This window comes from Undibacterium sp. Ji22W (genome assembly GCF_049340305.1).
In the GTDB taxonomy this organism is placed as follows: Bacteria; Pseudomonadota; Gammaproteobacteria; order Burkholderiales; family Burkholderiaceae_D; genus Undibacterium.
On sequence record NZ_JBMPOU010000005.1, the window covers coordinates 178,537 to 204,349 of the forward strand.

At 45.8% G+C, this 25,813-nt stretch carries 25 protein-coding genes; 2 read left to right on the forward strand and 23 right to left on the reverse strand.

Translation table 11 applies throughout. The features are described 5' to 3' along the window. Positions 1 to 16: 16 nt before the first annotated feature. From ACO0KW_RS20165 to ACO0KW_RS20200, 8 genes are all read right to left on the reverse strand, one after another. Positions 17 to 598, reverse strand: a complete 582-nt coding sequence (locus ACO0KW_RS20165; protein ID WP_423055165.1) for a chromate transporter — start codon at positions 596 to 598, stop codon at positions 17 to 19. Further along, on the reverse strand, positions 598 to 1,197 hold the full coding sequence (locus tag ACO0KW_RS20170; RefSeq protein ID WP_423055132.1) for a chromate transporter: 600 nt from the start codon (positions 1,195 to 1,197) through the stop codon (positions 598 to 600). Before ACO0KW_RS20170 ends, ACO0KW_RS20165 begins: the two co-directional genes overlap by 1 nt. A 116-nt stretch (positions 1,198 to 1,313) precedes the next feature. Continuing rightward, positions 1,314 to 1,799: a phage regulatory CII family protein gene (locus ACO0KW_RS20175; RefSeq protein ID WP_423055133.1), complete on the reverse strand. Its 486-nt coding sequence runs from the start codon at positions 1,797 to 1,799 to the stop codon at positions 1,314 to 1,316. A gap of 133 nt (positions 1,800 to 1,932) precedes the next feature. Continuing rightward, positions 1,933 to 2,850 (reverse strand): methylglyoxal synthase, encoded by a 918-nt coding sequence (locus ACO0KW_RS20180; RefSeq protein ID WP_423055134.1) that lies wholly within the window; start codon positions 2,848 to 2,850, stop codon positions 1,933 to 1,935. A gap of 46 nt (positions 2,851 to 2,896) precedes the next feature. Next, positions 2,897 to 4,192, reverse strand: coding sequence for a bifunctional diguanylate cyclase/phosphodiesterase (locus ACO0KW_RS20185; protein ID WP_423055135.1), 1,296 nt, complete (start codon positions 4,190 to 4,192; stop codon positions 2,897 to 2,899). Positions 4,193 to 4,221: 29 nt separating this feature from the next. Next, entirely contained in the window at positions 4,222 to 5,937 is a 1,716-nt protein-coding gene (locus ACO0KW_RS20190; RefSeq protein ID WP_423055136.1) for an HD-GYP domain-containing protein, read from the reverse strand. Positions 5,938 to 6,094: 157 nt separating this feature from the next. Beyond that, entirely contained in the window at positions 6,095 to 8,083 is a 1,989-nt protein-coding gene (locus ACO0KW_RS20195) for a CocE/NonD family hydrolase (protein WP_423055137.1), read from the reverse strand. 130 nt (positions 8,084 to 8,213) lie between these two features. Further along, positions 8,214 to 8,867, reverse strand: a complete 654-nt coding sequence (locus tag ACO0KW_RS20200; protein ID WP_423055138.1) for a GGDEF domain-containing protein — start codon at positions 8,865 to 8,867, stop codon at positions 8,214 to 8,216. A gap of 110 nt (positions 8,868 to 8,977) precedes the next feature. On the opposite strand from ACO0KW_RS20200, the gene ACO0KW_RS20205 reads away from it, so the two are divergent. After that, positions 8,978 to 9,883: a 1-aminocyclopropane-1-carboxylate deaminase/D-cysteine desulfhydrase gene (locus ACO0KW_RS20205; protein WP_423055139.1), complete on the forward strand. Its 906-nt coding sequence runs from the start codon at positions 8,978 to 8,980 to the stop codon at positions 9,881 to 9,883. A 25-nt stretch (positions 9,884 to 9,908) separates the two neighbouring features. Here the strand turns inward: ACO0KW_RS20205 and ACO0KW_RS20210 are convergent, their stop codons facing one another. From ACO0KW_RS20210 to glpD, 5 genes are all read right to left on the reverse strand, one after another. Further along, complete coding sequence (locus ACO0KW_RS20210) at positions 9,909 to 10,274, reverse strand: hypothetical protein (RefSeq protein WP_423055140.1); 366 nt, start codon at positions 10,272 to 10,274, stop codon at positions 9,909 to 9,911. Positions 10,275 to 10,336: 62 nt separating this feature from the next. After that, on the reverse strand, positions 10,337 to 11,443 hold the full coding sequence (locus tag ACO0KW_RS20215) for a sugar ABC transporter substrate-binding protein (RefSeq protein WP_423055141.1): 1,107 nt from the start codon (positions 11,441 to 11,443) through the stop codon (positions 10,337 to 10,339). A gap of 280 nt (positions 11,444 to 11,723) precedes the next feature. After that, on the reverse strand, positions 11,724 to 11,888 hold the full coding sequence (locus ACO0KW_RS20220; RefSeq protein ID WP_423055142.1) for a hypothetical protein: 165 nt from the start codon (positions 11,886 to 11,888) through the stop codon (positions 11,724 to 11,726). Positions 11,889 to 11,932: 44 nt separating this feature from the next. Beyond that, positions 11,933 to 12,718 carry a DUF1700 domain-containing protein gene (locus ACO0KW_RS20225; RefSeq protein ID WP_423055143.1) on the reverse strand — a complete coding sequence of 262 codons (786 nt, stop codon included), beginning with the start codon at positions 12,716 to 12,718 and terminating at the stop codon, positions 11,933 to 11,935. Positions 12,719 to 12,898: 180 nt separating this feature from the next. After that, on the reverse strand, positions 12,899 to 14,437 hold the full coding sequence (gene glpD, locus ACO0KW_RS20230) for a glycerol-3-phosphate dehydrogenase (protein ID WP_423055144.1): 1,539 nt from the start codon (positions 14,435 to 14,437) through the stop codon (positions 12,899 to 12,901). 307 nt (positions 14,438 to 14,744) lie between these two features. On the opposite strand from glpD, the gene ACO0KW_RS20235 reads away from it, so the two are divergent. Beyond that, positions 14,745 to 16,400 (forward strand): MFS transporter, encoded by a 1,656-nt coding sequence (locus tag ACO0KW_RS20235; protein ID WP_423055145.1) that lies wholly within the window; start codon positions 14,745 to 14,747, stop codon positions 16,398 to 16,400. Positions 16,401 to 16,564: 164 nt separating this feature from the next. On the opposite strand, the gene ACO0KW_RS20240 is transcribed toward ACO0KW_RS20235, so the two are convergent. From ACO0KW_RS20240 to ACO0KW_RS20285, 10 genes are all read right to left on the reverse strand, one after another. After that, positions 16,565 to 17,395 (reverse strand): branched-chain amino acid aminotransferase, encoded by an 831-nt coding sequence (locus ACO0KW_RS20240; RefSeq protein WP_423055146.1) that lies wholly within the window; start codon positions 17,393 to 17,395, stop codon positions 16,565 to 16,567. A 127-nt stretch (positions 17,396 to 17,522) separates the two neighbouring features. Then, complete coding sequence (locus tag ACO0KW_RS20245; RefSeq protein WP_423055147.1) at positions 17,523 to 17,867, reverse strand: energy transducer TonB; 345 nt, start codon at positions 17,865 to 17,867, stop codon at positions 17,523 to 17,525. 65 nt (positions 17,868 to 17,932) lie between these two features. Next, on the reverse strand, positions 17,933 to 18,274 hold the full coding sequence (locus ACO0KW_RS20250; RefSeq protein ID WP_423055148.1) for an energy transducer TonB: 342 nt from the start codon (positions 18,272 to 18,274) through the stop codon (positions 17,933 to 17,935). 80 nt (positions 18,275 to 18,354) lie between these two features. Then, the gene (locus ACO0KW_RS20255; RefSeq protein ID WP_423055149.1) at positions 18,355 to 20,088 is read right to left on the reverse strand and encodes a methyl-accepting chemotaxis protein; all 1,734 of its coding nucleotides are present in this window, start codon (positions 20,086 to 20,088) and stop codon (positions 18,355 to 18,357) included. Positions 20,089 to 20,422: 334 nt separating this feature from the next. After that, entirely contained in the window at positions 20,423 to 22,192 is a 1,770-nt protein-coding gene (gene ptsP / locus ACO0KW_RS20260) for a phosphoenolpyruvate--protein phosphotransferase (protein ID WP_423055150.1), read from the reverse strand. Positions 22,193 to 22,246: 54 nt separating this feature from the next. Further along, positions 22,247 to 22,516, reverse strand: a complete 270-nt coding sequence (locus ACO0KW_RS20265; protein WP_186922380.1) for an HPr family phosphocarrier protein — start codon at positions 22,514 to 22,516, stop codon at positions 22,247 to 22,249. A gap of 50 nt (positions 22,517 to 22,566) precedes the next feature. Then, the gene (locus tag ACO0KW_RS20270) at positions 22,567 to 22,974 is read right to left on the reverse strand and encodes a PTS sugar transporter subunit IIA (RefSeq protein WP_423055151.1); all 408 of its coding nucleotides are present in this window, start codon (positions 22,972 to 22,974) and stop codon (positions 22,567 to 22,569) included. A 52-nt stretch (positions 22,975 to 23,026) separates the two neighbouring features. Beyond that, a complete protein-coding gene (gene gshB, locus ACO0KW_RS20275) occupies positions 23,027 to 23,971 on the reverse strand; it encodes a glutathione synthase (RefSeq protein WP_423055166.1) in 945 nt (314 codons plus the stop codon). Positions 23,972 to 23,984: 13 nt separating this feature from the next. Then, positions 23,985 to 25,283 (reverse strand): glutamate--cysteine ligase, encoded by a 1,299-nt coding sequence (gene gshA, locus ACO0KW_RS20280; protein ID WP_423055152.1) that lies wholly within the window; start codon positions 25,281 to 25,283, stop codon positions 23,985 to 23,987. Positions 25,284 to 25,447: 164 nt separating this feature from the next. Then, complete coding sequence (locus ACO0KW_RS20285) at positions 25,448 to 25,756, reverse strand: antibiotic biosynthesis monooxygenase family protein (RefSeq protein WP_423055153.1); 309 nt, start codon at positions 25,754 to 25,756, stop codon at positions 25,448 to 25,450. Positions 25,757 to 25,813: the final 57 nt, after the last annotated feature.

A 25,813-nucleotide genomic window follows, 5' to 3' on the forward strand; every position in this document is an offset into this window, starting at 1 on the left:
CGCCAGGCGAAACACTCTACATCAAGCCAAACCAACCTGCCAATGCACCGGCAGCTAATAGCCACAACAAATGCAGTTGAGTGCGCCACACTATCATTGCAGACAACGCTGTTGCTAAGTAGCTTGTCCACGGCCTGAAATTGCCCGATTGTCCACTGACCATAATCCATCCCGTTGCGATCAGCAGACCAATCACTATTGGTGCCATGCCTAATTTAAAACTACGCACCAAGATCAAATCACGATTTCTATGACTCCAATTCGCAAAGCTGAAGGTCAACGTCGCGCTCGGTAAAATGATTCCTAACATCGCGATCATTACACCAAAAAGACCAGCCCACCAGCTCCCTGTGTTGGCGCCAACATGCCAGCCCATCAAGGCCACAAATAACACATTCGGCCCGGGAGCGGCCTGCGCTATCGCAACCGATGCATTGAATTGCGCGTCACTCATCCACTGTTGCTGAGCGACCAGATAACGGTGCATGTCAGGCAAGGTCGACACCGCTCCGCCGACAGACAATAACGAAAGCAACATAAAATGCAGAAAGAATTGCAGCCAATCAACCCAGCTTAATATCAGGACAGGTGTTTGCATCATGCACGCTCAATGACACGTTTCAATTGTCGATAAACCAGTGCCATTGACACACTACCCAGTAGCAACAAAACATACACGAGCGGAATTCTGAATACGGCAATCGCCACCAGCGTGAGCAGCGCAATTCCAGCTGCACTTGGCACACCCAAAGGATGCGTACGCAGGACTGGCAGGAGACGCAGACCGCTAGCGACAATCATACCTGCCGCCACCGCACTCATACCGCGCAAAGCACCGGCCACACCAGGATGGTGCGCGACCTGCGCATACAAAATCACTGCGAGTAATAGTACGATCAAAGGAAAACACAACATACCGGCCAAGGCGCTTAATGCACCGGCCAAGCCGAAAAAACGATTGCCGATAATCATCGCCAGATTCACGACATTTGGCCCAGGCATCACTTGTGCGACAGCCCATTCTTCAACAAATTCTGCACGCGTCATCCATTGTTTTTTATCGACCAATTCGCGTTGCACGATCGCGACAACACCACCGAAACCCTGCAGTGCCAAAATGGTGAATGACCAGAATAAATCAGCCAGAGAACGCGGTTGCGACTTGCTAAGGAGTGGGTCTATTTCAGGCATAGTCATTAAAGTTGCGCACCCAAGGATTGTTACATCATTTGCTGAGCTACTCAGTGCGACAGGTAAGTACTAAGCCTTAGATCACAAATGAAATCAGAACTCCAGTCCACACTGAAAAAAATTTAAACGCCTTTGTGATGTTGGCGAATACGCGCACGCCATTCACCAATCGCTGCTAAAGCAGCTTGGAATTCACGTTCAATTAAGTCGGCCTCCAGCGATGTAATGACCCTGTCCATCATGGCCTCAGAAACTGCCTCCGCGGCATTTCCGACCTGGCTCATCACCCGACAAACCGTTTGCGATAAATCGTCATCAGTAAATTCTTGCGGCTCCGGCACGACAAAGCCAGCCATACCATGTCGCGCCAGCATCGCGTGCAGAGGTAGCAACGCATCTTTCACACCTGCTTCGTCGCACAGGCTAATGATGACCGAAGTTTCTTCAAATGAAGGGTAATGCGTTTCTATGCCTGGAGCTAATTTATTACGCAAGACGTTGACAGACATTTGCATACGCGCAGCCAAGGCATCCAAGCCGCCGGGGTAAGCCCGCGCAACTTTATACAAGGCATCATGTTGGTTCATATCAGAGTAGCGGCGGGTCATAATTTAAATCTTTCGGGTGGCATAGTGCGATTTGTTAGCAGCGCAATAGCGAATTATTATTACTGGAATTGAGGTCTCGCATTGTACCGAATCAATATCGAAACAACCATAGATTCTAAGGCACCAAAACCACTTACACGCCTGTCAGGCGCAAACGTTCACTCAGCAAACCTAACCAACGTGCACTTCCGGCACCATCACTTAGCACTAAAGCAAAATCGGTCACGGTACGTGCAGCTCTTTCCAACAACTGAATATCCGCTTCATGTTGACGAGCGACATGTGGATCCTCCAGAAACACAATACGCCGGACTTTTTTCTCTAAGACCAACTCGGCGATTTGGGCATCGCCACCCATTGGTCCAGACAAAAATGGTTGTACCCAATGTCGTCCCGCCTCCTCGCCTTTCATTCTTTGTGCCAGTTGATTCAAGAGCGAACCAGTGGTACCGGTGGCATAGCGATGAGCAAATTGATCGAGCAATGAAAAATGCTGTTCGGCAATCTGTAGCATATTCTGCTTTAAGGCATCATGCGCAATGAGCGCTATACTTTCCTGCGCTAGATTGAGCCCTGGCAGATCACTCAAATGTGTCAGTGAACCTTGCGCTAATGCTTCCAATTCCAGCCATTCACAGGCGGCCGCCAGGGTCGACAAAAATGGTTTGCGATGAATCACACATTGACGCTTGAGGGCAAGCGCCTCGGGAAAAATCGAGGAATGATCAACGGGATCAATTAAATAAATCACGGCGTCTACCGAATTTTGTGGGTCACTATTCACCACATGTGCGACCAGCTTCATCAAGCCGCCATCCCGTCCGTATGGAAAACGCACATGTACTTTACACTGCTCTGCTAAACCATGCCCATGGATCGCATCTAAAGTACGTCCAACCACTACCCATTCAATATCGAGAGCTTGAATTGATTTTGATGCTCTTTGAAAAAGTTGTACTAGGGCTGAATCCTGTGCGTCCTGATGCGCCCGATTGGCAATCAAGCCTATGCGTAAACGCTGCTGAAGGGAAGTTGTTGAAGCATTGATCATCGATCACTCTTTACAAAAAAAGATAGTATGGATTCGCACAGAAACACTATAAGCGCTCTACGATGTGCCGGTTAAACTCTTCACACCAATCAAGCAAATTTTTCGCGGGCATCGGTTGCGCAAAGTAAAAGCCCTGGATTTCATCGCATCCCATGAGGCGCAGGGCGTTTAAGGTCGATTCCTGCTCAACGCCCTCAGCCACAACCGACAATCCAAAGTTATGCGCTAAGCCAATAATACTTTGCACAATTTGCTTATCTTGTTTGGAACTAATCATCCCTTGTACAAATACCCGATCAATTTTCAACTCATCGATCGGGAAGCGGCGTAAATAGGCCAGCGATGAATAGCCTGTACCGAAATCATCAATAGATAAACGGAAACCTAAATTCTTGAGCTCAAAAAGTAAAGCAGTGGTGTGTTCAATATCGTGGATAAATGCGCTCTCTGTGACCTCTAGACCGATGGCAGAGGCAGGAATATTCCAAACATTGAGCAGCCGTTCCAAAATTTTAGGTAACTGCTCCAATGCTAACAAGCGTGCGGATAGGTTAATCCAGACCACCACATGCAAGCCCATACTTTCCCAGCTAGCGGCTTCTTGTAAAACCTTATTGACTACCTGAATCGTCAACTGCTCTATCAGTCCATATTGTTCGGCGGTGTCGATTAATAGATTCGTAGCAACGCTCTGTGGATGATCAGCGGGCCAGCGTACTAAGGCCTCTACTGACTTAATACTTTTTGATCGAAGATCCACCTTAGGCTGATAACGCATTTCTAAGGCATTTTCATCAAGAACTTTCTTGATTGCTTTTGGTAAATCATCGGGTGTGTTTCTTTGATCGCGTTGCACACGAGCCAACTCAAAACGTAGATTATTTAACTGCGCGTTCTTCTGCGCCTGATCGGCAATACGCAATAGGTCTGTAGCCTTGCCGGCATGCAGTGGTGTGCAAGCGATGCCAATAGTTGGTTGAAAAAAGATGGTATGCGATTCGATTTTCAAAGGCACACTTAAGGCATTTAATAAGCGATGACCGGCCAAAACAGCTAAAGCTTCCGAAGACAATTGCGGCAAAATAAACCAGCACTCGCTATCCGTCGCAAATACAAAACGGTCTTTTGCACGCAAACTTGGCTGTAAGCTTTCACAAAAATGCGTTTGCACGATTTGCGCATACTGTGGATTTAAGATCGCCTGCAATCGATCACTACGCTGCAGCGACAATACTAATACGGCGACCATTTGTTGCTCGTTGGATGCCTGAATTTCCGTCTCAAGCATCTTCATAAATGCATCTAAAGAAGGCAATAAACCGTGTGTTTGTTGATTCGTCATGCGATTCCCTATACTCGATATTTTTATTCTTAGGAGGCTTTATAAAAATCATGACAAACTAACCCATAGGCACCATCTGGCAAGCCGCGCAAAATACTGATGCGCTCTGCGTCATCCACCAGATCTTGCCGCATCAGGTCAAACATCATAGGTTTCTCCAATAGGCTTTTATCCGCCCTAGTCAAAATCAACACTTTTGGATCTAACCTGCGAACTTTATTGTGTTCCAATACGATCGCGACCTCGCCGGTAGTCAATTGGATCAAACTTCCGACTGGAAAAATACCGATTGCCTGCACAAATTCCTCGACCAAAGGAGCATGCAATTGCCCATCCGCCATCCGGAATAACTCTTTCATCGCATCAAACGAAGAGCGCGTTTCACCATAGGAACGGGCAGAAGTCATCGCTGCAAAACTATCCGCGATAGCCGCCATGCGTCCAAAAATACTAATTTCAGCACCCACCAGACCACGCGGGTAACCACTGCCGTCCATTCTTTCGTGGTGCTGGTCGATTCCCAATTTTACATTCACACTCAATGGCTCTTGTGCCTCCAATAAGTTGATGCTGGCATTCACATGGGTTTGGATAATCTGCGCCTCGGCCGGCGACAATTTACTTGGTTTCTCTAATAAAGACTCCGGAATTTCTAGCTTGCCGATATCGAGTAATAAACCAATAAATCCCAATTCAATTAACTGCTGCTTAGAAAAACCGATATGCCGGCCTAAGCTCAACATATAGACGGATACCTTCAATGCGTGCGACACGACCTTCATATTTTCAGAGCGCATCCGCAACAGCCACATCATCGCGGAGGGATTGGAGATCACGCTGTCAGCCAATAACTGTACAGTGGGCAGAACTTCTTTGAGTTCTAAGGACTGCATATTGCGTAAGTCTTGGTGCAATTTATGAATTAATGCATCAGCTTTTTCTGCAACATCCCGCGCACGTACCAACTCCTCCGTCATCGGCACCTGGTCACGATAGGTCACCAAATGAATTTCTTCTGGTATGTATTCTGGTCGCCGTAATTTATTCTTCGCTTGCTTAGGACGGTTCCATAGTGAGCGGTGCAAGTGCCTACCTTGCTCACTCCAGCGCAACCAGCGTTCCCACCAATTTAAACCGGCAATCGTCGCATCACGTGGTTCCATGCCCTGCATCATGGCGGCAAATTGGCGCGTTACATCAGTATGCGTACGATGCAAGTTTTGTGTAACAGTTTCCTCATTGCTATTTGAAGTGACTTGTTCAAACTTTGTAAACTCAACCGGTGCATGTGGAACGGACTTGTTCTTATGGTGATGCAAAGTTTTTTTGTGGTGCTGGTGATGCGAATGATGGCGCAAGCGATGCGTTGTTGCGTAGTCTGATTTCGTGAATTTTCTGTGCAGCCAACCAACAACTCTGTCCACTTGGCTTTGCTGTTCGTCGATGTCGACTCGATGCGCCAAGGCATGACGTGGATTTTGCGCACCAACTTGCTTTAACTCATACAAACTATCAAAGGGTAAATGAACTAAGGCATGTTCATTACTACGACGCGGATCAATCACCAGCTCTTTGACCAAGCCCTGCAAAGTCTGCAAATCCAATGTTTCACTTAATAGAAATCCTTGCAACATAAAAGGCGTTTGCGCCCAAGGCCGGTCGAGATCGGTAATGAACATTCCCAAACGCAAGTCATCAATTCGGATGCGTAGTGCTTCACATAATTGATGCGTCTTATAGGCCACGAGCTAATCACTTTTTAAAATAAAATTCAACTTACGCAACAGCGGTTGCTGTAGTTTTTGCGTATAGCCCTAATCATAACGACTTTATGTATTCAGGCGAACGATAGATAAAAAAAAACCCGCAAATTGCGGGTTTTTTCCTACATAAATTCTTAATTTATTTAGATTCTGCTTTTTCATCCAAAGCTGGCAAGACCTGAACTTGCAATCGGCTTAACTTGCCAGCGCCGCGATACAAACGATGATTAGCTTTAATGAAATCACTATCCTTGGCATTGTAGATATTATCGACATACTTTTGCGGATTGCGATCAATGAAAGGGAACCAGGAAGATTGCACCTGAATCATGATGCGATGGCCACGCTGGAAAGTATGCATAACATCATTGATTGCAAATTTCACCTGATGTACTTCATTCGGTAACATCGCTTTAGGGTGTTCAAAACTATCGCGAAAACGCGCACGGAAAGGTTCGCCGCGTACCAGCGTCTGTTGTGCACCACGATTCGCCTCACCGACTGCACTATCCATCTTATTCGGATTAACATCAATCAGCTTCACCACAAAATCCGCATCGCTACCAGTGGTGCTGACAAAGAGTGATGCTTCCAGTGGTCCCGCAAACGTCACATCACGCTCCAGTACCTCGGTTTGATAGGTCAATACATCAGGACGACTTCCAGCAAATCGTTGATCCATCGCGACATATTGATTGCTCCAGCGATTTCCGATTTCCGTTGTGTAAGGTACTGGCTTTGCTGGATCACTAACATATTCATCAAAACTTAAACCACTATCTTTAGGCGCATCAAAACTCAATTTACTACCGGCCTGAAAATACAAGGACTTCGTCTGCGTATTTGCCGGTGGCCAAGTATCAAAACCACGCCAGCGATTGGCTCCCGTTTCAAATATCCAAGCCTCCGGCAATGCCGGTTTATCACCGCCTTTCAAATGATGTTTAAAGAAGGCAAATTCTATTGGTTGATAGGTATATGCTGTCTTGAAGCCAAAATTAGCATCGCCAATTTTCTCACCCGTGGTACTCGTCCATCCGCCATGCACCCAAGGACCAATCACCAATGTGTTGCTGATGCCTGGATTGTTTTTCTCGATGGCTTTATAAGTTTGCAAAGGGCCATATAAATCTTCCGTGTCATACCATCCGCCCACCGTCATCACGGCAGCTTTGATATTTTTCAAATGCGGCAATAAATTCTTTGCTTGCCAGTAGCTGTCATAATTCGGGTGTTCCATCAATTCATTCCAAAATGGAATGTCGCCCTTAAAATATTTGGCATTGGCATTCGCCAGAGACCCAAGTTCCAGAAAAAATTGATACGCATCCGGCACTCCCCAATCGAACCCTCTGTCAATACTCACATCAGTAGGAATTGGTCTTGGTTTCCCAAATCCGCTAAAAAAGCTAAACGCCAGTTGTACATTGAAGGCGCCATTTCTGTGCATGTCATCGCCACGGAACCAATCCGCAATTGGCGCTTGGGGTGAGACTGCTTTCAATGCGGGATGTGAATCGATCGCGCCAGCAGAGGTGTAAAAACCAGGATAAGAAATTCCCCACTGGCCGACTTTACCATTATTGGCTGGGAGGTTCTTAATCATCCAATCGATACTATCGTAAGTATCACTGCTCTCATCAACATCACTTTTGCTCATCTTTTTACTGATGTGCGGGCGCATATTTACAAATTCACCTTCTGACATATTTTTGCCACGCACGTCTTGAAACGCGAAAATAAAGCCTTCTTTTTCGTATTCAGAAGTTGGGCCCAAACGCGCTTTATATTTATCGGTGCCGTACGGTGCGACGGTATATGGTGTGCGTACCAATAAAATCGGGTAACGCTTAGTCGCACTCGCATCATTCGGGACGTAAATTGAGGTGAACAACAATTTGCCGTCACGTGCAGGAATCCGGTATTCAAATTTCGAATAATTTTTGCGTATGTATTCAGCGCGCTCTAACGCGCTTTCTTTTTCTTCCAATGCGACAGTGGCGTTGGTATTGGAATTGGAATTGATGGTGTTGCTGGTTGAAGCACTCGATGCCAGACTCAATGCATTAATACCCAGGACACCACATAACAAAGCAGTGAACAAATGACTAGGGAAACGACGTTTCATATAAAAGTCCTTGGAAGAAAAAGCATTACTAAAAATCGGAGTCTTTGGATTTTTATATGACCACGGTGGCATTGAATAAGTTCAGACCGTAGACATCATCACTGCGGTCATGAATATCTCGCGGGCGGCTCTATTCGACCTTAAAATCTGGCAACTCAGCTTCGAGCTGCACAATGGAATTGCGCCCTTGCTGCCGAGCCTGTTGTAGAGCTTGATTCGCACGTGCCAAAACTTTGTCTGCTTTGTCCCCCGCCGCGTTAGTCGTTAAGCCAGTACAAAAGCTCACCTGCAAACCCTCAGCTATTTCATTCCAAGCATAGGCATCCAAACTGGTTTTTAAGCGATTTACAGCGATCAAGCTTTGATCGAGCCAAGTAGTAGGCATAACAATCGCAAACTCCGTCGCTGCAAAGCGACCAAACGAATCTAAGCTACGCAACACTTGTGAAGACTCCGCAGTGAGCACTTGCAATATACGTTTAGTAACATCTTGCCCATGTTGTTCCATTATGTCGGGTAGATCGTCAACCCCGAGCAAAGCGACTGTAAATGTGTGGCCAGTACGCTTTGAACGCTGTAACTCGCCATCCAAACGCTCTATCAAAGTATGCCGATTCAATGCACCGGTAAGGTGATCATGCGTCACCAAAGTTTGTAGCTGTGCCATGACAGCCTCAAGTTTTGGCACAACATCCTCGCGGCTATTGCCTTCTTTAATTTGTGCTATTGCCTCTAGCAGCTGTTGCTGCGCAAAAGGAATCGTCTGCTTAGTATTTCTTGGCATATGTAGAGTATTCAACAAAGTTAATCAGACACCAAATTACCAACGCGGTCTTATTTCAGTAAAGCAATTGGGCTTACAATAACTACTTTAAAGCTGTTCAGCAAGTGTGTATGAATTTTCTGTCGCATTCCTCGCCCCTGCAAAAAATCGAAAGCGAACTTTTTCCGGGCGTCGACCTCTGGGTTAAACGTGATGATTTGTTGCATCCTGAAGTTTCCGGGAATAAATTTCGCAAACTCAAATATTCGCTGTTAGCAGCCAACCCGGCACAGACGACTTTAGTTTCTATGGGTGGTGCCTGGTCAAATCATTTGCACGCGCTAGCACATGCCGGCCACCTTCTGGGATTTCGTACAATAGGACTGGTCCGCGGTTATCCCGGTCAAGATCAGCCACTTACTGCCACCTTGGACGACTGCGCCAAGCTTGGAATGCAATTACACTTTGTCTCACGCGCCAGCTATCGTGAATTACGCGAACAGGCAAACCGCTGGCAAGCTTGGGTAGATATTGACCCCAGTCTATGCTTATGGTTGCCAGAAGGTGGCAACAGCATCGCAGCGGTTCGGGGAGTGGCGGAATTAGTGACAGAAATGATTGAAGAAATAGGCGAGTACCCCGCCAGCATCATCGTAGCATGCGGCACGGGAACGACACTCGCAGGCATCGTCGCGGGTATGCAAAATCAAGGCAGAATCATTGGTATCGCTGCGGTGCAAAATAGTCAGTACTTGCATGCCGAAGTTCTACAACTGTTGGCACGTGCGGAACATCCTGTCTATGCAAATTTTGAAATCCTGCACGATTTTACGCATGGTGGTTTCGCAAAAACGTCAGGTAGCTTGATAGAATTTTGCGCGCGTTTTGTGGCCGATACCAAGATCCCTGTGGAGCCGGTATATACCGGCAAAATGTTTTACGCACTACATCAGCTGTGTCACGCAGGCAAATTTGCCGAAGGTGAGCATATCGTGGCGATCCATACTGGAGGATTACAAGGAAATCGCGGTTTTTGATACGATTAGTGACATCGAAATCAATTTAATACCGATGTTCATCCACCAAATGCTTATTGAAACTATATTTAGTTCCTCCTTGCAAAATGTCGACTAATTTACGCGGATTGGCCGCCGAAATAAAAACATCTGCCACCCCGTCTTTAACACGAAATTTCGTGGCAGGACTCAATATGCAATTTGGTTTTAGCATGATATGCCGGATCATCTTGGCCTTTTCGCTGCACAGCAAGAAATGATTTTCTTTGCGAAAATTCGCTAAAGGAATATTCAACCACCACCCCTCGTCGCTGACATAGCGCACCAATTGAGAAAATTGTGTGTTGCTTTCGTTGAGCGCATTTGAGCGTAATGACTCATTGGCGATTTGTATTGCTTCCGCTTTATTCATAATTCTTTTTCCAAATAAAAAAAGGGCGAATCATTCGCCCTTTTTACTATGACGTTGTCAGTCTATTTTCCCCAGTAGGAGAGATATTTTGCACGGAAATCATTCGATGGATCAAACACATCCTTTGGTCCGCCATCGTAAGTAATGTTCTGCAAAGTGACTAAATGCAAAGGCGTATGATAACCGCTAGGGTCCGCTTTTGACATTGCACGATTTAACTCATCCACTAATTGCCAGCCATGTAGCAATAATGGTTCGGGAACAGTGCCAATTTGTACGTCACTTTTACGGATACGCTTGAACGCTGTAGGTGACCCATCACCTGCGGAAATACCACGCAGTTTGTTCCCAGCGATTATTTGTTCAATTTCAGGCTTGTCTAGCATATCGAAATAGATGTCGTTGACTGCAATGACATGCGTCCATTTCGAACCATGACGTTTAACTAAGCCTTCAATCACACCAGCGAACTTTTTACGTGATTCTGCTAGCGGCAAGTCTTCAGTGCTCAAAATCCGGCAAGCTTCACATTGGCGCAAAGCTTCCACGATAGCACCTGATTTTGTCGCCATAAATGGCGTGGAAGTGTCAGTCAGTACGACAATACCCGCTTTGTTACTGGCTTCGGCAGCACCGAACAAGGCGGCAATTTGTGCCGCATCTTTTGGATCCGTCGTGATATTGGTGAATAATCCTGGCACTGCACCGGCTTTAAAACTCGCATGCCAACCAACGACAGGCACTTTGGCATCCGCCGCGGCCGATAATCCTTTTGATTGACTCGCTGCATCAACTCCGGCCAATACGATCCCTTGTGGCTTCATATCCAGCGCTTGTTTGACAACACCAGCACCTTGATTACATTGTCCGCGACAATCCAATGGCAGAATTTGCCAACCCGTGCCCACTGCCGCTTCTTTCATGCCGTTGAATACACCGTAAGTACCGGCATCACTCATATCATGTGCGATAAAGATAATTTTTTTATCTTTTAAAATTTGTGGTCCCGACGTCGGTCCATCCCATTTCGACTTCAGCGCAGAGGCTTTCGCTACCTTTGCGTTCGCTGCACTCATAAATTGCATGGAATTTTGTTGCGCCTGCGCTCCGGTGAAGACACACGACAAGAACAACATGACAAGTAAATTTTTACTAAAGGAAGTAGTCATAAATCCAGATCAATTAGGGTGAACAATGCAGTTTGAACAATTCGCAGCACAATCCCACCATCAATTTTTTCAAATTGAATAGATGAAATTTAGCAATTGCTCAGAGATTATCGCAGAACGCCCACAAGCGCAATTGTGTCAACAAAAGTCGGAGCTGTTATGTCGCAAATGTGCATTTTTAAGACACAGTAACCTGATTGACGAAGGAAAAGTCATGAAAATGCCCCGCAAAAAAATAGCCCTGACGGGTCAGGGCTATTTTTTCACAAGCAAACTATCTTCATGATTTAGCGGCCGGCCCAACTATTGGATTAGCAACGGGTGCGGGTGCAACTTTCGCAGCTGGCTCAGAAACGGCATGAGTTCGGATGATCATGATACTTAGCATGCTCAAAACAAATCCAAAACTTAATAGCACCGCGCCAAATTTCAATAATGATTTCATTTCTATCTCCGTCTTTATTCGTTAATTACAAGTTTATGTCACCACTAAGCTTGTGTAGGTGAGGTTCTGATAGAAGAGCGGATCAAACCGAGATTCCACATAAAATATTTGCCAAAACCCAGCACCGTCAAACGCGTCATCCAGATACATAACAATAGTAAGGCGGTGCCGATCAACAACAGCCCCAAACCATAAGCAATGTGCTTCTTTTCCATCTTATTTTTTATGCTCAAGGTGTTTGCATGTTGTTCTTGTACGCTACTTTTTCCGTCAAGACTGAGGTTATCAGTACCGACTCTATGTATGTCTTTGTCGACTTCTACGCCATTTTCGCTCAGGTTAACAGTCACCGCACCTTCACGATGCTGGTGTTGCGAATATAGATGATTTCCCACCAAGCGATGATGCTGATGCGGTAGTTTGAATTCCATCTGCGATACGCCAGAAAGACTGGCCGCAAACACCACGATCCCTGCACCATAGACAAGCAAGGAACTCAGATAGGCGACAAATAGAAATGCGCCATAAATGAATGCAGGAATTAACATGAAAAAATTAAATACGACAAGACCGATCGTCGCTACAAATAAGGTAAAGATATTGCTGATGCTAAAGTCGTTCTTCAAATGCTGGAACCGAACATTCGCACGTTTTTGTGCCGCGACCAGACGCGGGTTGGCCAATCTTTCAGCGATTTCGACTTCAGTTTTTCCGGCAGCCACACCATCGATAAATTGACGCTCATAGTAGGCAATAGTCTCTGTCACGGTCACTTCAGGCAAACCTTGTAACTCTTGCTGCAGCGTATTCATGTACTCGGTCTTATTCATTATGTTCTCCCTATCAAACAATACAGATGTCTTCGACTCATCAATGGAAACACTGTAAACATAAGTGTCGATCAGCGTATTCAAAGAGCGACACGTTGCCAAACAATGGGGATAAAAGGCAGATTTCAGGGATGAATGAAATCCTAGAACATTGAACAGGACTCTGCCAATGTGTGCGCCTCAACTGCGATGAGAGACGATCCAATCGTCAAGTACCTTTTCCGCGTCTTTAGTCAAATGCAAACCCAGTTTTGAACGGCGCCACAGAATATCCTGTGCTGAATTTGCAAATTCAACCGTCAACAAATACTTCACCTCGCAGGCATATAGGCCCGGCAAAATCTGCTCCCCCATCCCAGCCTCGTTGAAGCAATCCGCCAAGACAACATGGATGCGACTACCGTACGCATGGACCATACGCAGGACTGTCGCGGCGGGGAGCCAATGATATTGCTGCTGACATCGCGCCAGAAATTGAGGGAGTTGTATAAGGTTTTCATTATTTGGCTGCTTCGAGACAATATCACCGCCGGGCAAACATGCGCTCTTCGTCCACGTACTCAATGCCTGATTGAAGTAAGGTGCAATTTGACTCATTGCATCTTCGGCAAGCCGCCTGTAAGTTGTAATTTTGCCGCCAAATACGTGCAGAATAGGTGCACCATTTTGAACATATTCGAGCTTGTAATCGCGGGTAATTGATTTCGCATCGACATGACCATCATCGACTAATGGCCGGACTCCCGAATAGCTATGAATCACGTCAGTCGCCGCAATTTGCTGTTGAAAATATTGATTACTCAATTCACAAAGGTAAGCAATCTCCTGGGTTGAAATTTGTAGATTATCCAAATTCCCCTTGTATTCAAAATCGGTCGTACCGATCAAAGTAAACTCAGTCTCATAAGGAATCGCAAACACGATGCGACCATCTGGATGTTGAAAGATATAGGCGTAACTATGCTCAAAAAGCTTTTTGACGACGATATGGCTTCCTTTTATCAAGCGCAATTTTTTTGCTTGCATGCCGGGGTCGGACAGTTGTTGAACCTGTGCCGCCCAAGCGCCAGTCGCATTGACTACACAGGCAGCGTTGACTTCGATGGTCCGAACGCCTTCCGGTGTCTTTTGACTTAAATGCGCCAACCAGCGCCCATCGTTTTGCACCAAACGATCACAGCGAGTATGCGTCAATATGTTCGCGCCACGCTCTGCCGCATCTAAGGCATTCAAGATCACAAGACGCGCATCGTCGACCCAAGCGTCGGAATAAAGAAATCCTTTCTTGAGATACGACTTGAGGCATTTTCCACTGAAATGCTGGCTAAATTGTACGTTTTCTGTGCCTGCAAGTAACTGTCGCGGTGCCAAATGATCATAAACAAACAAACCCAACCGCAGGAGCCAAGCTGGACGCAAACCAGGGCTAAGTGGCATGACGAAACGCAGCGGCGAGATAAGGTGAGGTGCCAGGCGTAATAAATCTTCGCGCTCAAGTAAAGCTTTTCGGACTAAGGAAAATTCGTAATATTCTAGATACCGCAATCCACCATGAATGAGCTTTGAGGAGGCCGATGAAGTATGGGCGGCCAAATCATCTTTTTCACACAAGACGACCGACAACCCACGCCCCGCCGCGTCACGCGCAATTCCAACGCCATTAATTCCACCACCGACAATCAGAAGGTCGCATTGATATTGCACCGAGTCAGCTTGCATATTTCACCCACACTTCTATTTGATGTAAGTCAAGAATAACGTTGACTTCAGATTCGCGCACTTCCTTTTTATGGGAGGATTTAGAAAGACTGTAATCTATTTGAAAAGCATTGTAGGCGGAAAACCCGCATAGATTTGTTGCTTCGCAACAAGCGCAAATTTTGTAAAGATTTTTTACACTTATAGGCAAATATTGATTGTCATTTTTGATCAAAATTGATAGTTTATTAGGTGATCAAATAAATATATGAGGATTAGTAGCACGAGAACTTAGTAACATTACAATAACCGCAAGAGGAGACACAATATGGGTAACCCGAACGTTGCATCACAAAGCATGACTAAAGAGGAACGAAAAGTTATTTTCGCATCTTCACTAGGTACAGTTTTTGAATGGTATGACTTTTATCTCTACGGCACACTCGCTGCCATCATCGGTAAAAAATTCTTCACCGCGCTTGATCCAAACTCTCAAATGATCTTCTCTTTGCTGGCGTTTGCAGCAGGCTTTATCGTTCGTCCGTTCGGCGCTTTGGTATTTGGACGTTTAGGCGACATGATCGGCCGTAAATATACCTTCTTGGTTACGATTGTGATCATGGGTGGCTCGACTTTTATTGTAGGTTGCTTACCAGGTTTCGAAGTCATCGGTATTGCGGCACCCGTTTTGTTAATTGCTCTACGTATGCTTCAAGGCTTAGCGTTGGGTGGTGAGTACGGTGGAGCAGCGACGTATGTTGCAGAGCATTCTCCCGCCAACAGACGCGGCTTCTTTACTTCATGGATTCAAACTACGGCAACGCTCGGTTTGTTTCTGTCCCTTTTGGTTATCTTGGGCGCGCGCACTGCAGTCGGTGAAGAACAATTCGCAGATTGGGGATGGCGTATTCCGTTTTGGGTCTCTGCATTACTGTTAATCATCTCTGTTTGGATTCGTATGTCAATGCACGAATCGCCAGCATTTGCAAAGATGAAAGCAGAAGGCAAAGTTTCAAAAGCACCTTTAACAGAATCTTTTGGTAAGTGGGGCAACCTGAAAATTGTTATTTTGGCTTTGGTCGGTTTGACTGCAGGTCAGGCAGTCGTTTGGTACACCGGTCAATTCTATGCGTTGTTCTTCTTGACGAACACACTCAAAGTTGACAATGCAACCGCTAACTTGATGATCGCGGCATCGCTCATTATTGGCACACCTTTCTTCGTAATCTTCGGCGCATTGTCAGACAAAATTGGTCGTAAACCTATCATTATGGCTGGCTGCCTGATTGCTGCTTTAACTTACTTCCCATTATTCAAAGCACTGACAGAAGCTGCAAACCCAGCACTTGCAGCAGCGCAAGCAGCGAATAAAATTGTCGTAACAGCTGACCCAACGGAATGCTCTTTCCAATTTAATCCAACTGGTACGAAGAAATTCACTAGCTCATGTGATATTGCGAAACAAGTATTAGCAGCTAACTCAGCCAGCTACGAAACTGTAGAAGGCAAAGGACCAGCAACGATTGCTATTGGCTCGACCGTGATTGAGTCTTACACATCCAATGGTATGGCTCCAGCAGATGCTAAAGCAAAAGATACGGCGTTCAAAAAATCCGTAACTGATTCTTTGCGTGCTGCAGGCTATCCTGCAAAAGCAGATCCAGCTGGCGTCAACAAGCCTATGATCATCTTGATCCTTTCCATCTTGGTGATCTATGTAACGATGGTGTATGGTCCAATTGCGGCGATGTTAGTAGAGATGTTCCCGACCCGCATTCGTTATACTTCTATGTCCCTGCCATACCATATTGGTAACGGTTGGTTTGGAGGTTTACTGCCAGCAACAGGCGTCGCAATCGTTGCCCAAACAGGCAATATGTACAATGGTTTGTGGTATCCAATTATTGTGGCGGCGGCAACCTTCGTCATTGGTATGCTGTTTATCAAGGAAACGAAAGATGTTGATATCTATGCGAACGATTAATTAGTCGATTCCCAACATAAAAAAAGCCCGGTCAAGATTTTCTTGACCGGGCTTTTTTGTCTCTTTTTTTGCAATTACCAAACACGGCCACTAATTTGGCACGTCATTGAGCACTCGAATCAAAATAGAAAACAGTGGGTATAAATACGCACTAACCAACCGAACTAAGTTGTTGTCATAAACTCCAAATAGAGTTTTCGCGCCAACGTCGCGTACTGACCGATCGGCATTTCGTGACTCTCAAAGCGCGTACATGGCATTACTTTCCCGTAATTGCCGGTACTAAAAATTTCTCGCGCTTGTAACAGTTCACTTGACGCAACACTTCGTTGCACAACTTGAACGCCTTGCTTATCAAACAGGTCAATTACACGTGCTCGCGTAATACCGGACAAGAAGGTTCCATTCGGTATCGGCGTAACAAGATTTCCATCAGCGTCAGCAAAAAACAAATTTGCAGTGGCAAATTCTGCGACATTACCGTCCGCATCACACACCACTGCATTTTCAAAACCGCGATCTTTCGCATCACGTAAAGCACGGGTAGTATTGGGATATAAACAAGATGCCTTAGCATCAGTAGGTGCCATTGTCGGATTGGGGCGTTGCTGATGAGACAAGCACGCGGAAAACCCCACAAATGCTGGCAGAGGCGCGTCAAACAAACTCAACGCAAAGCCAGACTGGCTTGGAATCAATAAACCATCAGTGCCAAAAATCAGAGGCCGAATATAGATCTCTGCATCGGATGGGAATTTCTGCACACCGACACGACATAACTCTTCTAGCTGATCCAAATCATAGGGACAAGTCAAACCCAAATAATCGGCGGATCGAATCGCCCTTTGCAGGTGCAAACGTAAATCAGGTAAATGTCCTTTGATTGCCCTAGCGCCATCAAAGATCGACGAACCCAACCAGACACTGTGATCCATCGCCCCCATGACAGGTACATTTCCTTCGGCCCAATCACCATTCACAAATGTTAAATACATACTCATCACCTAATTTTTCAAGCCAGCCAACGTTCTCAGCTCAATTTGATTGACTCAGAATCAGTCCTGATTAGACAAAATAAAACCCGCCAAAAAAAGGCGGGTTTGGAAAATTGGGGTAAAAAAATTATTCGAGCTTCCACACGAAATCAACTTTTGCCCACAATTGATCTGGCTTACCATCTTTCGTGCCAGACTTAAATTTACACAGACTTAAAGCAGATAATGCGGCCTTATCCAAACTTTTCGACCCACTCGATTTTTCAATTTTAGATTCAACTACTTTACCGTCCGTAGCGATCAAAAAGCCCATAGTCACAGTGCCTGTTTCCTCGTTCATCAACGCTGCTTTTGGGTACTTAGGAGACTCACATGACTTACTATCCATTACGGGCGCAACATCTGCTGCATAAGTGAAGCTAGAAACAGCCATCAAGAGACCCATAGTAATCAGGGAAAATTTCGCATTCATAGACAAACTCATTCAAATTAATTAGTTAAAAGTCAGGTTGAAAACCATTCAGAAATTTTGATCATTTAAAATTTCCAAACGTAATCTATTTTGACCCACATTTGTTCGACCTTACCATCTTTTGTTCCGGGCTTAAATTTGCAAAGCGCAAACGCGCTAAGAGCCGCCTTATCTAAACTTTTAGAACCGCTGGAAGAGTCTACTTTTGACTCTGTAACTTTACCGTCGGCACCAATCAAAAAGGACATCGATACTGTACCAGTCTCTTCATTGATCAAAGAAGCCTTTGGGTATTTCGGCAATTCACACGACTTATTATCCATAACGGGCAAAGTCACTGCCGCGTTGGCAAAGTTACTCAAAAAAACACCAAAAATAACGCAGAGTGTAGAAAAATAGAATCGCATATTTGGCCTCTAATCAATGTAGCATGACTACTGTTTAACAAGCATAACAAACACGGACAAGCTTATCAGCAAATCAAAGCTTAAAATTCTTCCCAATCATTATCGTCACTTTTTACCGGAGCAGCGCGTTTTACTGCTGACTTTGCCGCAGGTAGAGACTTAATAGCAGCTTTTGGCTTTGCTACAGAAACGGGCTCGACTCGACGTACTGGCGGCGTTGCAGGGCGATTTGCAAATGTGCTTTCGGTAGAATTCAGTTTAAAAATACTGACCACTTTGGCCAACTCGCCAGCCTGATCCTGCAGACTCTGTGCGGCAGCAGCAGCTTCTTCTACTAATGCAGCATTTTGCTGCGTCATCCCATCCATTTCAATAATGGCTAGATTAACCGCCTCAATACCAGTGCTTTGCTCTTGGCTCGCGGCACTAATTTCAGCAATAATATCTGTCACGTGGCGCACACTCGATACTACTTCATCTATCGTCGCACCCGCTTGCCCCACCAATTTGCTACCTATCTCAACCTTTTCAACCGAGTCACCAATCAAAGTCTTAATTTCTTTTGCAGCGGCAGCGCTTCGTTGCGCCAAACTACGAACTTCAGACGCGACTACGGCAAAACCACGACCTTGCTCTCCCGCACGTGCAGCTTCCACCGCCGCATTCAACGCCAGAATATTCGTTTGGAAAGCGATGCCATCGATGACGCTAATGATATCGACAATTTTCTTCGCAGACTCATTGATTGAACTCATCGTGTCAACTACTTCTGCGACTACCACACCACCTTGACGCGCGACATCAGAAGCAGAGGCTGCCAACTTGTTTGCTTCACGTGCGTTGTCCGCATTCTGTTTAACCGTTGTCGTTAACTCTTTCATTGACGCTGTCGTTTTTTCGAGCGAACTTGCTTGCTGCTCAGTACGTGAAGATAAGTCCAAGTTGCCTGTCGCAATTTCGCGTGAAGCTGTTGCAATCGTGTCTGTACCGACTCGCACCTGTCCAACGATATTCACCAAGCTGTCGCGCATCGTCTTCATCTCAGCCAACAAGCTTTCAGTATCACCATTATTCGTATCAATAATGCCGGACAAGTCACCAGCTGCAATTTGACTGGCGATGTCAGCGGCGTAATCTGGCTCACCACCCAGTTGCTTTAACAGACTGCGTGTAATAATTACAGCGGCAATAATACCTAACAACAAGGCGAGGCCGCCAAGCATTAAGAGTACATTTCGGGCGTTACCAAATGCGGATTTCGCCTCATCGGCCACCACTGCATTTTGTTTATCTTCAAGCGCGACTAATTCATCCAATGCTTTATACCAATCGTCTTGAACTGGACGGATCTTCTTGATTAATGCGATCGTTGCACCTTCAGGATTATTCGCTATGCCTAAGTCGCGCGCCAGATTCGGTAAAGACGCAGCAGCTTTTTCTTTATCTTTAAGCTTAGTCAGCAAGGTACGCTCAGCAGGAGAACCACTGTCCCCTTTAAGCATATCGATCAATTTTGTTTCTTTCTCGCTGTAATTTTTTGACTGCTCATCGATCTTCTTAAGATCTTTTGACATATCGTCAATATCAGTCAACAAAGTCAAATTTCGAAGTGAAACTTGGCGGTCGTAGACGATGGCGCGCATATCGATAATCAAACGGCTTTTTACATTGCTGACATTCACAATGTCTTCGAGTCGATCTTGAATCAATGCCATCCTGGAAATACCCAAGCTAGTTACCGCGATGAGTAATATCAAAACAAGTGCGAATCCGAGCCCGAGGCGCTTACCCACTTTCATTGTAGTTAAGTTCATGTCTATCCAACCAAGTAAGGAAGTTTAAAATTTCTCAATATTCATCACATTGCTTACTCCAATGAGAACAAATTTGAGTCTTATATTTTTAGACAATAAGGATAAAAGTCATTCTTACTGAGACGTGCGGGGTTGTCGCAAATGACAAGTCCACTGTTTGGTTAGAATATACTCCATTTTTGCCTGTTGGCAAGTCATCAGGTGGCAAAAAACCACTAGAAACGGCCCCGCGAGAATAAATAATACGACAATTAAAAATTTCCCCTAGGGAATTTTACACGTAAGTGTCTATTCACTCAATAGTGTTTTTTTCGTTACAAATCAAATACATCCATCAACTTTGAGGAACAAAAACCTGCTCTCGCACGCCTATTAACAATTCCTGAATTGAATGCGGATCATAGGTCCGTAAAATCTTCTTAATACTCGATTCCAATGCCGAAATATTTGTACCAAGAATTTCTTGTTTGATCTCAGGAAGCAATGCGGCCGGCATTGAGAGTTCGCGAAATCCCATGCCAATTAGAAGCCGTGTTAGCTTGATATCTCCAGCCATACCACCACAAATTGCAACCGGAATGTCTGCTTTTTCCGCGGCACTGACGGTCATGTGTAGCAATTGCAAAATAGCTGGATGAGTGTCGTTGTAAAGATGTGCGACTTCATGATCTGCCCGATCAATCGCTAGCGTGTATTGAATCAAGTCGTTCGTGCCTATCGATAGGAAATCGAGCTTTTTCACAAACATCGGCAGACTCAAAGCGGCAGCAGGAATCTCAATCATTGCGCCAACTTGCACAGCTTCGTCGAACGCAATTCCTTCTCCACGCAAGCCATCTTTTGCTTGTTCTATCATGGCTAACGATTGATCAATTTCAAATGCATGTGCAATCATGGGAATCAAGATGTGCACGGTTCCAAACGCGGATGCGCGCAAAATTGCCCGTAACTGCGTTAAAAAAATCTGCGGCTCTTTCAGGCAATAGCGAATCGCTCGCAAACCTAAGGCTGGATTCAAAATATTATGCTCGCTATGATCGAGCGGCTTATCTGCGCCCACGTCCAGAGTACGGATCGTGACAGGCTTGCCTTTCATACTTTGCACGGCGCGTTGATAGGCCAAGAATTGTTCTTCTTCACTTGGCAACTGATGCTCTGCGCCCGTCCGCCCCATAAACAAAAATTCAGAACGGAATAAACCAACACCACTGGCACCAGCTTCTAACGCAGCATGAGCATCTTCAGGCAACTCTATATTCGCGAGCAAAGTGACTTCAACGCCATCCAATGTAATTGCGGGAGTTTTCTTTAACTTACCCAGTTTTTTTCTGGCTTTGAGTAAAACTGCTTGCTCGTTACGGTACTGGGCTATCAGCAACGGAGACGGCGCTACGATCACGACACCAGCATCACTATCGATGATCAGCCAGTCATCTTGCATGATCAAATGCGATGCATTACCCAAGCCAACAACCGCAGGTATGCCGAGGCTACGAGAAACAATCGCAGTATGAGAATTGGTTCCTCCCTCATCCGTTACAAAACCTGTGAACGCGACGTCACGAAACTGCATCATGTCAGCAGGCGAAATATCTTTCGCGACAACGATCATATTGGCATTACGCTCATCCACACCTAAAGCACGGGGAATTTGGTGTGCACTGCCAGTCAGAATTTTCAAGACGCGCTCTGCCACCTGCTGAATATCAGCTTTACGCTCGCGTAGATATTCATCTTCAATCTCGTCAAACTGCGCAGACAATGCATCGACTTGGGTAACCAACGCCCATTCGGCGTTGTAATGACGGGTACGGATTATGTCGAGTGGCATTTCCGACACCATGGGATCGGACAAAATCAAGGCATGTACATCGAGGAAAGCGCCTAATTCGGTCGGGGCATCCGTCGGTAACTCTGCCCAAATGGATTGCAGATCCAGCTGTACACGGGCTATCGCTTGTTGCAAACGTTCAACCTCAGCCTCAACTTGTTCCTGCGCGATCAAATAATGTTTAACATCCATCGCCGCAGGTCGCAACAGATGGGCACGACCTATCGTGATACCGCGCGAAACGGGAATACCTTGGAGAGTAAAGGATGCCACGTGGCCTCGCTAAGTGTAAGTAGTTGGAATTAAGAGCTTGCGAAAAATCGAAACTTATTCGCCTTCACCAAAACGATCATTGATCAAAGCAGCGATGGCATCAAAACAGGCTTGTTCGTCCTCACCGTTCGTTTCCAATAACACTTTGGTGCCTTTCCCCGCCGCCAACATCATCACGCCCATGATCGATTTCCCATTGACTCGGCGATTATTCCGCGTGAGCCAAACTTCGCATTTAAATTTGCCGCCTAATTGCGTCAGCTTAGCGGAAGCGCGTGCATGTAGACCGAGTTTGTTAATAATTTCAATTTCTTGTTGAATCATTTTGCTTCACTTTACGTCAAGTATTCAGTTCAAAAAAGCCACAGCCAAATTTAGCTCTGCGCAATACGAATTCGATTTTCTACTTTGGTCGCCCCATTTTGACCACCTGCAAGCGCCATTTCAACCACAACATCCAATTGATCTTGGCGATAGGTAATCGCACGCAGCAACATCGGCAAACTAATTCCGGCAATGACAGCAATCTGGTTTGCATCAGCCATTTGTGGGCAACAGTTGGATGGCGTACCGCCAAGAATATCCGTCATAATTAACACGCCGGATCCATCGTCAAGACGCACTACAGCTTCACGTGCCAACCGACGCACTTCATCGACATTTTGATCCGCTATTACGTCGATCGCTTCAAGGCGTTCAGGCTTGCTGCGAAATACATGTGCAGCAGCCTGCAAGAAAGCACTGCCTAAGGGTGCATGCGTTAATAAAAGTAAACCTACCATGCCACATTCCTAATTAGTTCAAGACGACATTCCACACGATCCGCTTCAGATATTACGCACGAATGCGCTTCTCCAACGCATCAATAAACATCGCCGCGACATTCACGCCCGTTTGCTGGAAAATCTCCTGAAAACAAGTTGGACTGGTGACATTCACCTCAGTCAGACAATTGCCAATGACATCTAATCCTACCAGCAACAAGCCACGTCCGGATAGTATTGGCGCCAAAGACTGTGCAATTTCGAGATCTCGCTCGGATAATTTTTGCGCCACTCCCACACCGCCAGCTGCCAAATTACCGCGCACTTCCCCATTTTGAGGAATTCGCGCTAAGGCATATGGCACGACCGTGCCATCAATCAATAAAATCCGCTTATCGCCTAGGACGATCTCAGGAATATATTTTTGCACCATGATGGTACGCTTTTGGTTGTCCGTCAGCGTTTCAATAACGGAACCCAAGTTCATTCCATCTTCACGCACACGAAAAATCCCGGCACCGCCCATTCCATCCAGAGGTTTCAAAATAATATCGCGATGCTGGTCAAAAAAAGCACGTATTTTTTGCTCATTACGGGTAACCAGCGTCGGTGTCGTAAATTGCGGAAACTGCGCGATGCTCAGTTTTTCATTGTGATCACGAATTGCGGACGGTTTGTTAAAGACCCGCGCACCTTGGCGCTCAGCTATATCAAGCAAGTAAGTTGCGTAGATATACTCCATATCAAATGGTGGATCTTTACGCTGCAACACGGCATCAAATTCATGCAAATGACATTCGTGTAGTTCACCTAATTGATACCATTGATTGACATCGCCAGTTAACCGCACTTCCTGCACTGAGGCGCTTACTACGCCGGCAGTCAACGCCATGTCAGCGGGTCCGAAAGCAAAAATTTTATGCCCACGTTTTACCGCCTCCTCCATCATCGCGTAGGTGGAGTCTTTATAAATTTTAAATTGCGCTAAAGGGTCGGTAAGAAAAGCAAATTTCATCATAGGTCTAGGCTCAGTAAATTTCTGGATTCGGATCGGTTTTTTCTAACTCTAGGGCCGCCGCCAATAGGGCCAAGCGTGCCACCACACCATACATGTAAAAGCGATTCGGTGCAGCCGTGCCTGGCTTGGCACGCATATCCGGAACTGCATGTTGCTGCGCGAACGCAAGCGGCACAAATTCCATTCCAGGTGCGTTCAGATTTTCGTCTATGCCGCGGTCTTGATGCACACGGTAGAAACCACCCACAACGTAGCGATCAATCATATATACGACCGGCTCTGCCACGCTCTCATCAATTTGCTCAAAGGTATACACGCCCTCTTGCACAATATAATCGTGCACTTCGCGGCCATCTTTCACTACGGTCATCTTATTCCGCTGCTTTGAATTCAAATCACGGACTTCACGCGAATCACGCACCGTCATAATGCCCATGCCACAAGTTCCAGCGTCTGCTTTCACAATGACGAATGGTTTGTCCTTGATACCATATTCTTTGTATTTCTTTTTAATCTTTGCGAGTATGGTATCGACGGTCGCCATCAAACCGTCTAAGCCTGTACCCGCCTCAAAATCGACATCACCACATTTCGCAAAAAATGGATTGATCAACCATGGATCAATGTCCACCATTTTCGCAAATTTCTTCACGACTTCATCGTAACTAGAAAAGTGATTGGTTTTGCGTCGCATTGCCCAGCCTGCGTGCAGCGGCGGCAACAAAGTCTGTTCGTGAATGTTTTCCAAAATCGCCGGTATACGGGTCGATAGATCATTATTCAACAAGATCGTACAAGGATCAAAATTCTTCAGCCCTAGTCGGCGTCCATTCGCTGATCGCTGCAAAGGCTCCAACACCAGCTCACCACCTTCGGGCAACGCGATCGTTTTATTTTGAGTACAGCTTTCATCCAGATTGCCGAGTCGTACATTCAAGCCAGTCTGGCGATAAATTTGCATCTGGCGGGCGATGTTTTGCCAGTACGAGCCATTACACGGACGGTCTTCGGGAATTAATAATAAATTACGCGCATCGGGACAATATTTTTCAATCGCCGCCATTGATGCCTGCACGGCGAGCGGCAGCATTTCTGAGCCGAGATGATTAAATCCTCCCGGAAATAAATTGGTATCTACCGGTGCCAACTTAAAGCCGGAATTACGCATATCGACAGAACAATAAAATGGTGGCGTATGCTCCTGCCACTCAAGCCGGAACCAGCGCTCAATCGAAGGGGTCGCTTCCAGAATTTTCTTTTCAAAATCGAGCAATGGACCGTTTAGAGCGGTGGCGAGATGAGGAACCATAATAACCTTTACAAACTCAGAAGCATGCTGCTCAAACCGGATATCCGTTCAGGTCGCGCAGCCATGGCAATCAATCAGTGAATCGATCTTTGCAACTTGGGGCGGAATCACGGTTCACAAGATCACAATCCCCCTCATACTATAAGTGATTATTTCACTTGTTTTTATGCCTGTACTGATTTGGCTAACAAATCGAAATGTTCGACCACAGGCGGAACGGCAAAAAATGGGCCGACTATGCTGCGCCATGCGGCGAATGCATCCGACCCACGAAAATCAATGGTATGGTTTTCCAGAGTCTCCCAAAATATCATCAAGATATAGCGTTCAGGTGACTCAATTCCCTTATTGACTTTAAATCCACGAAAGCCCTTAGCGTGCGCAATGACTTCGTTTAAGCCTTGTTGAATTGCCACATCAAAAGCAGCCTGCTGTCCTGGATGGATACGAATTTCTGCGAGCTCTAAAATCATGTTGTTACCTTCTGTAATGTATGTCTAATCCGTGTTTCAGTAATCTTATTTCATATC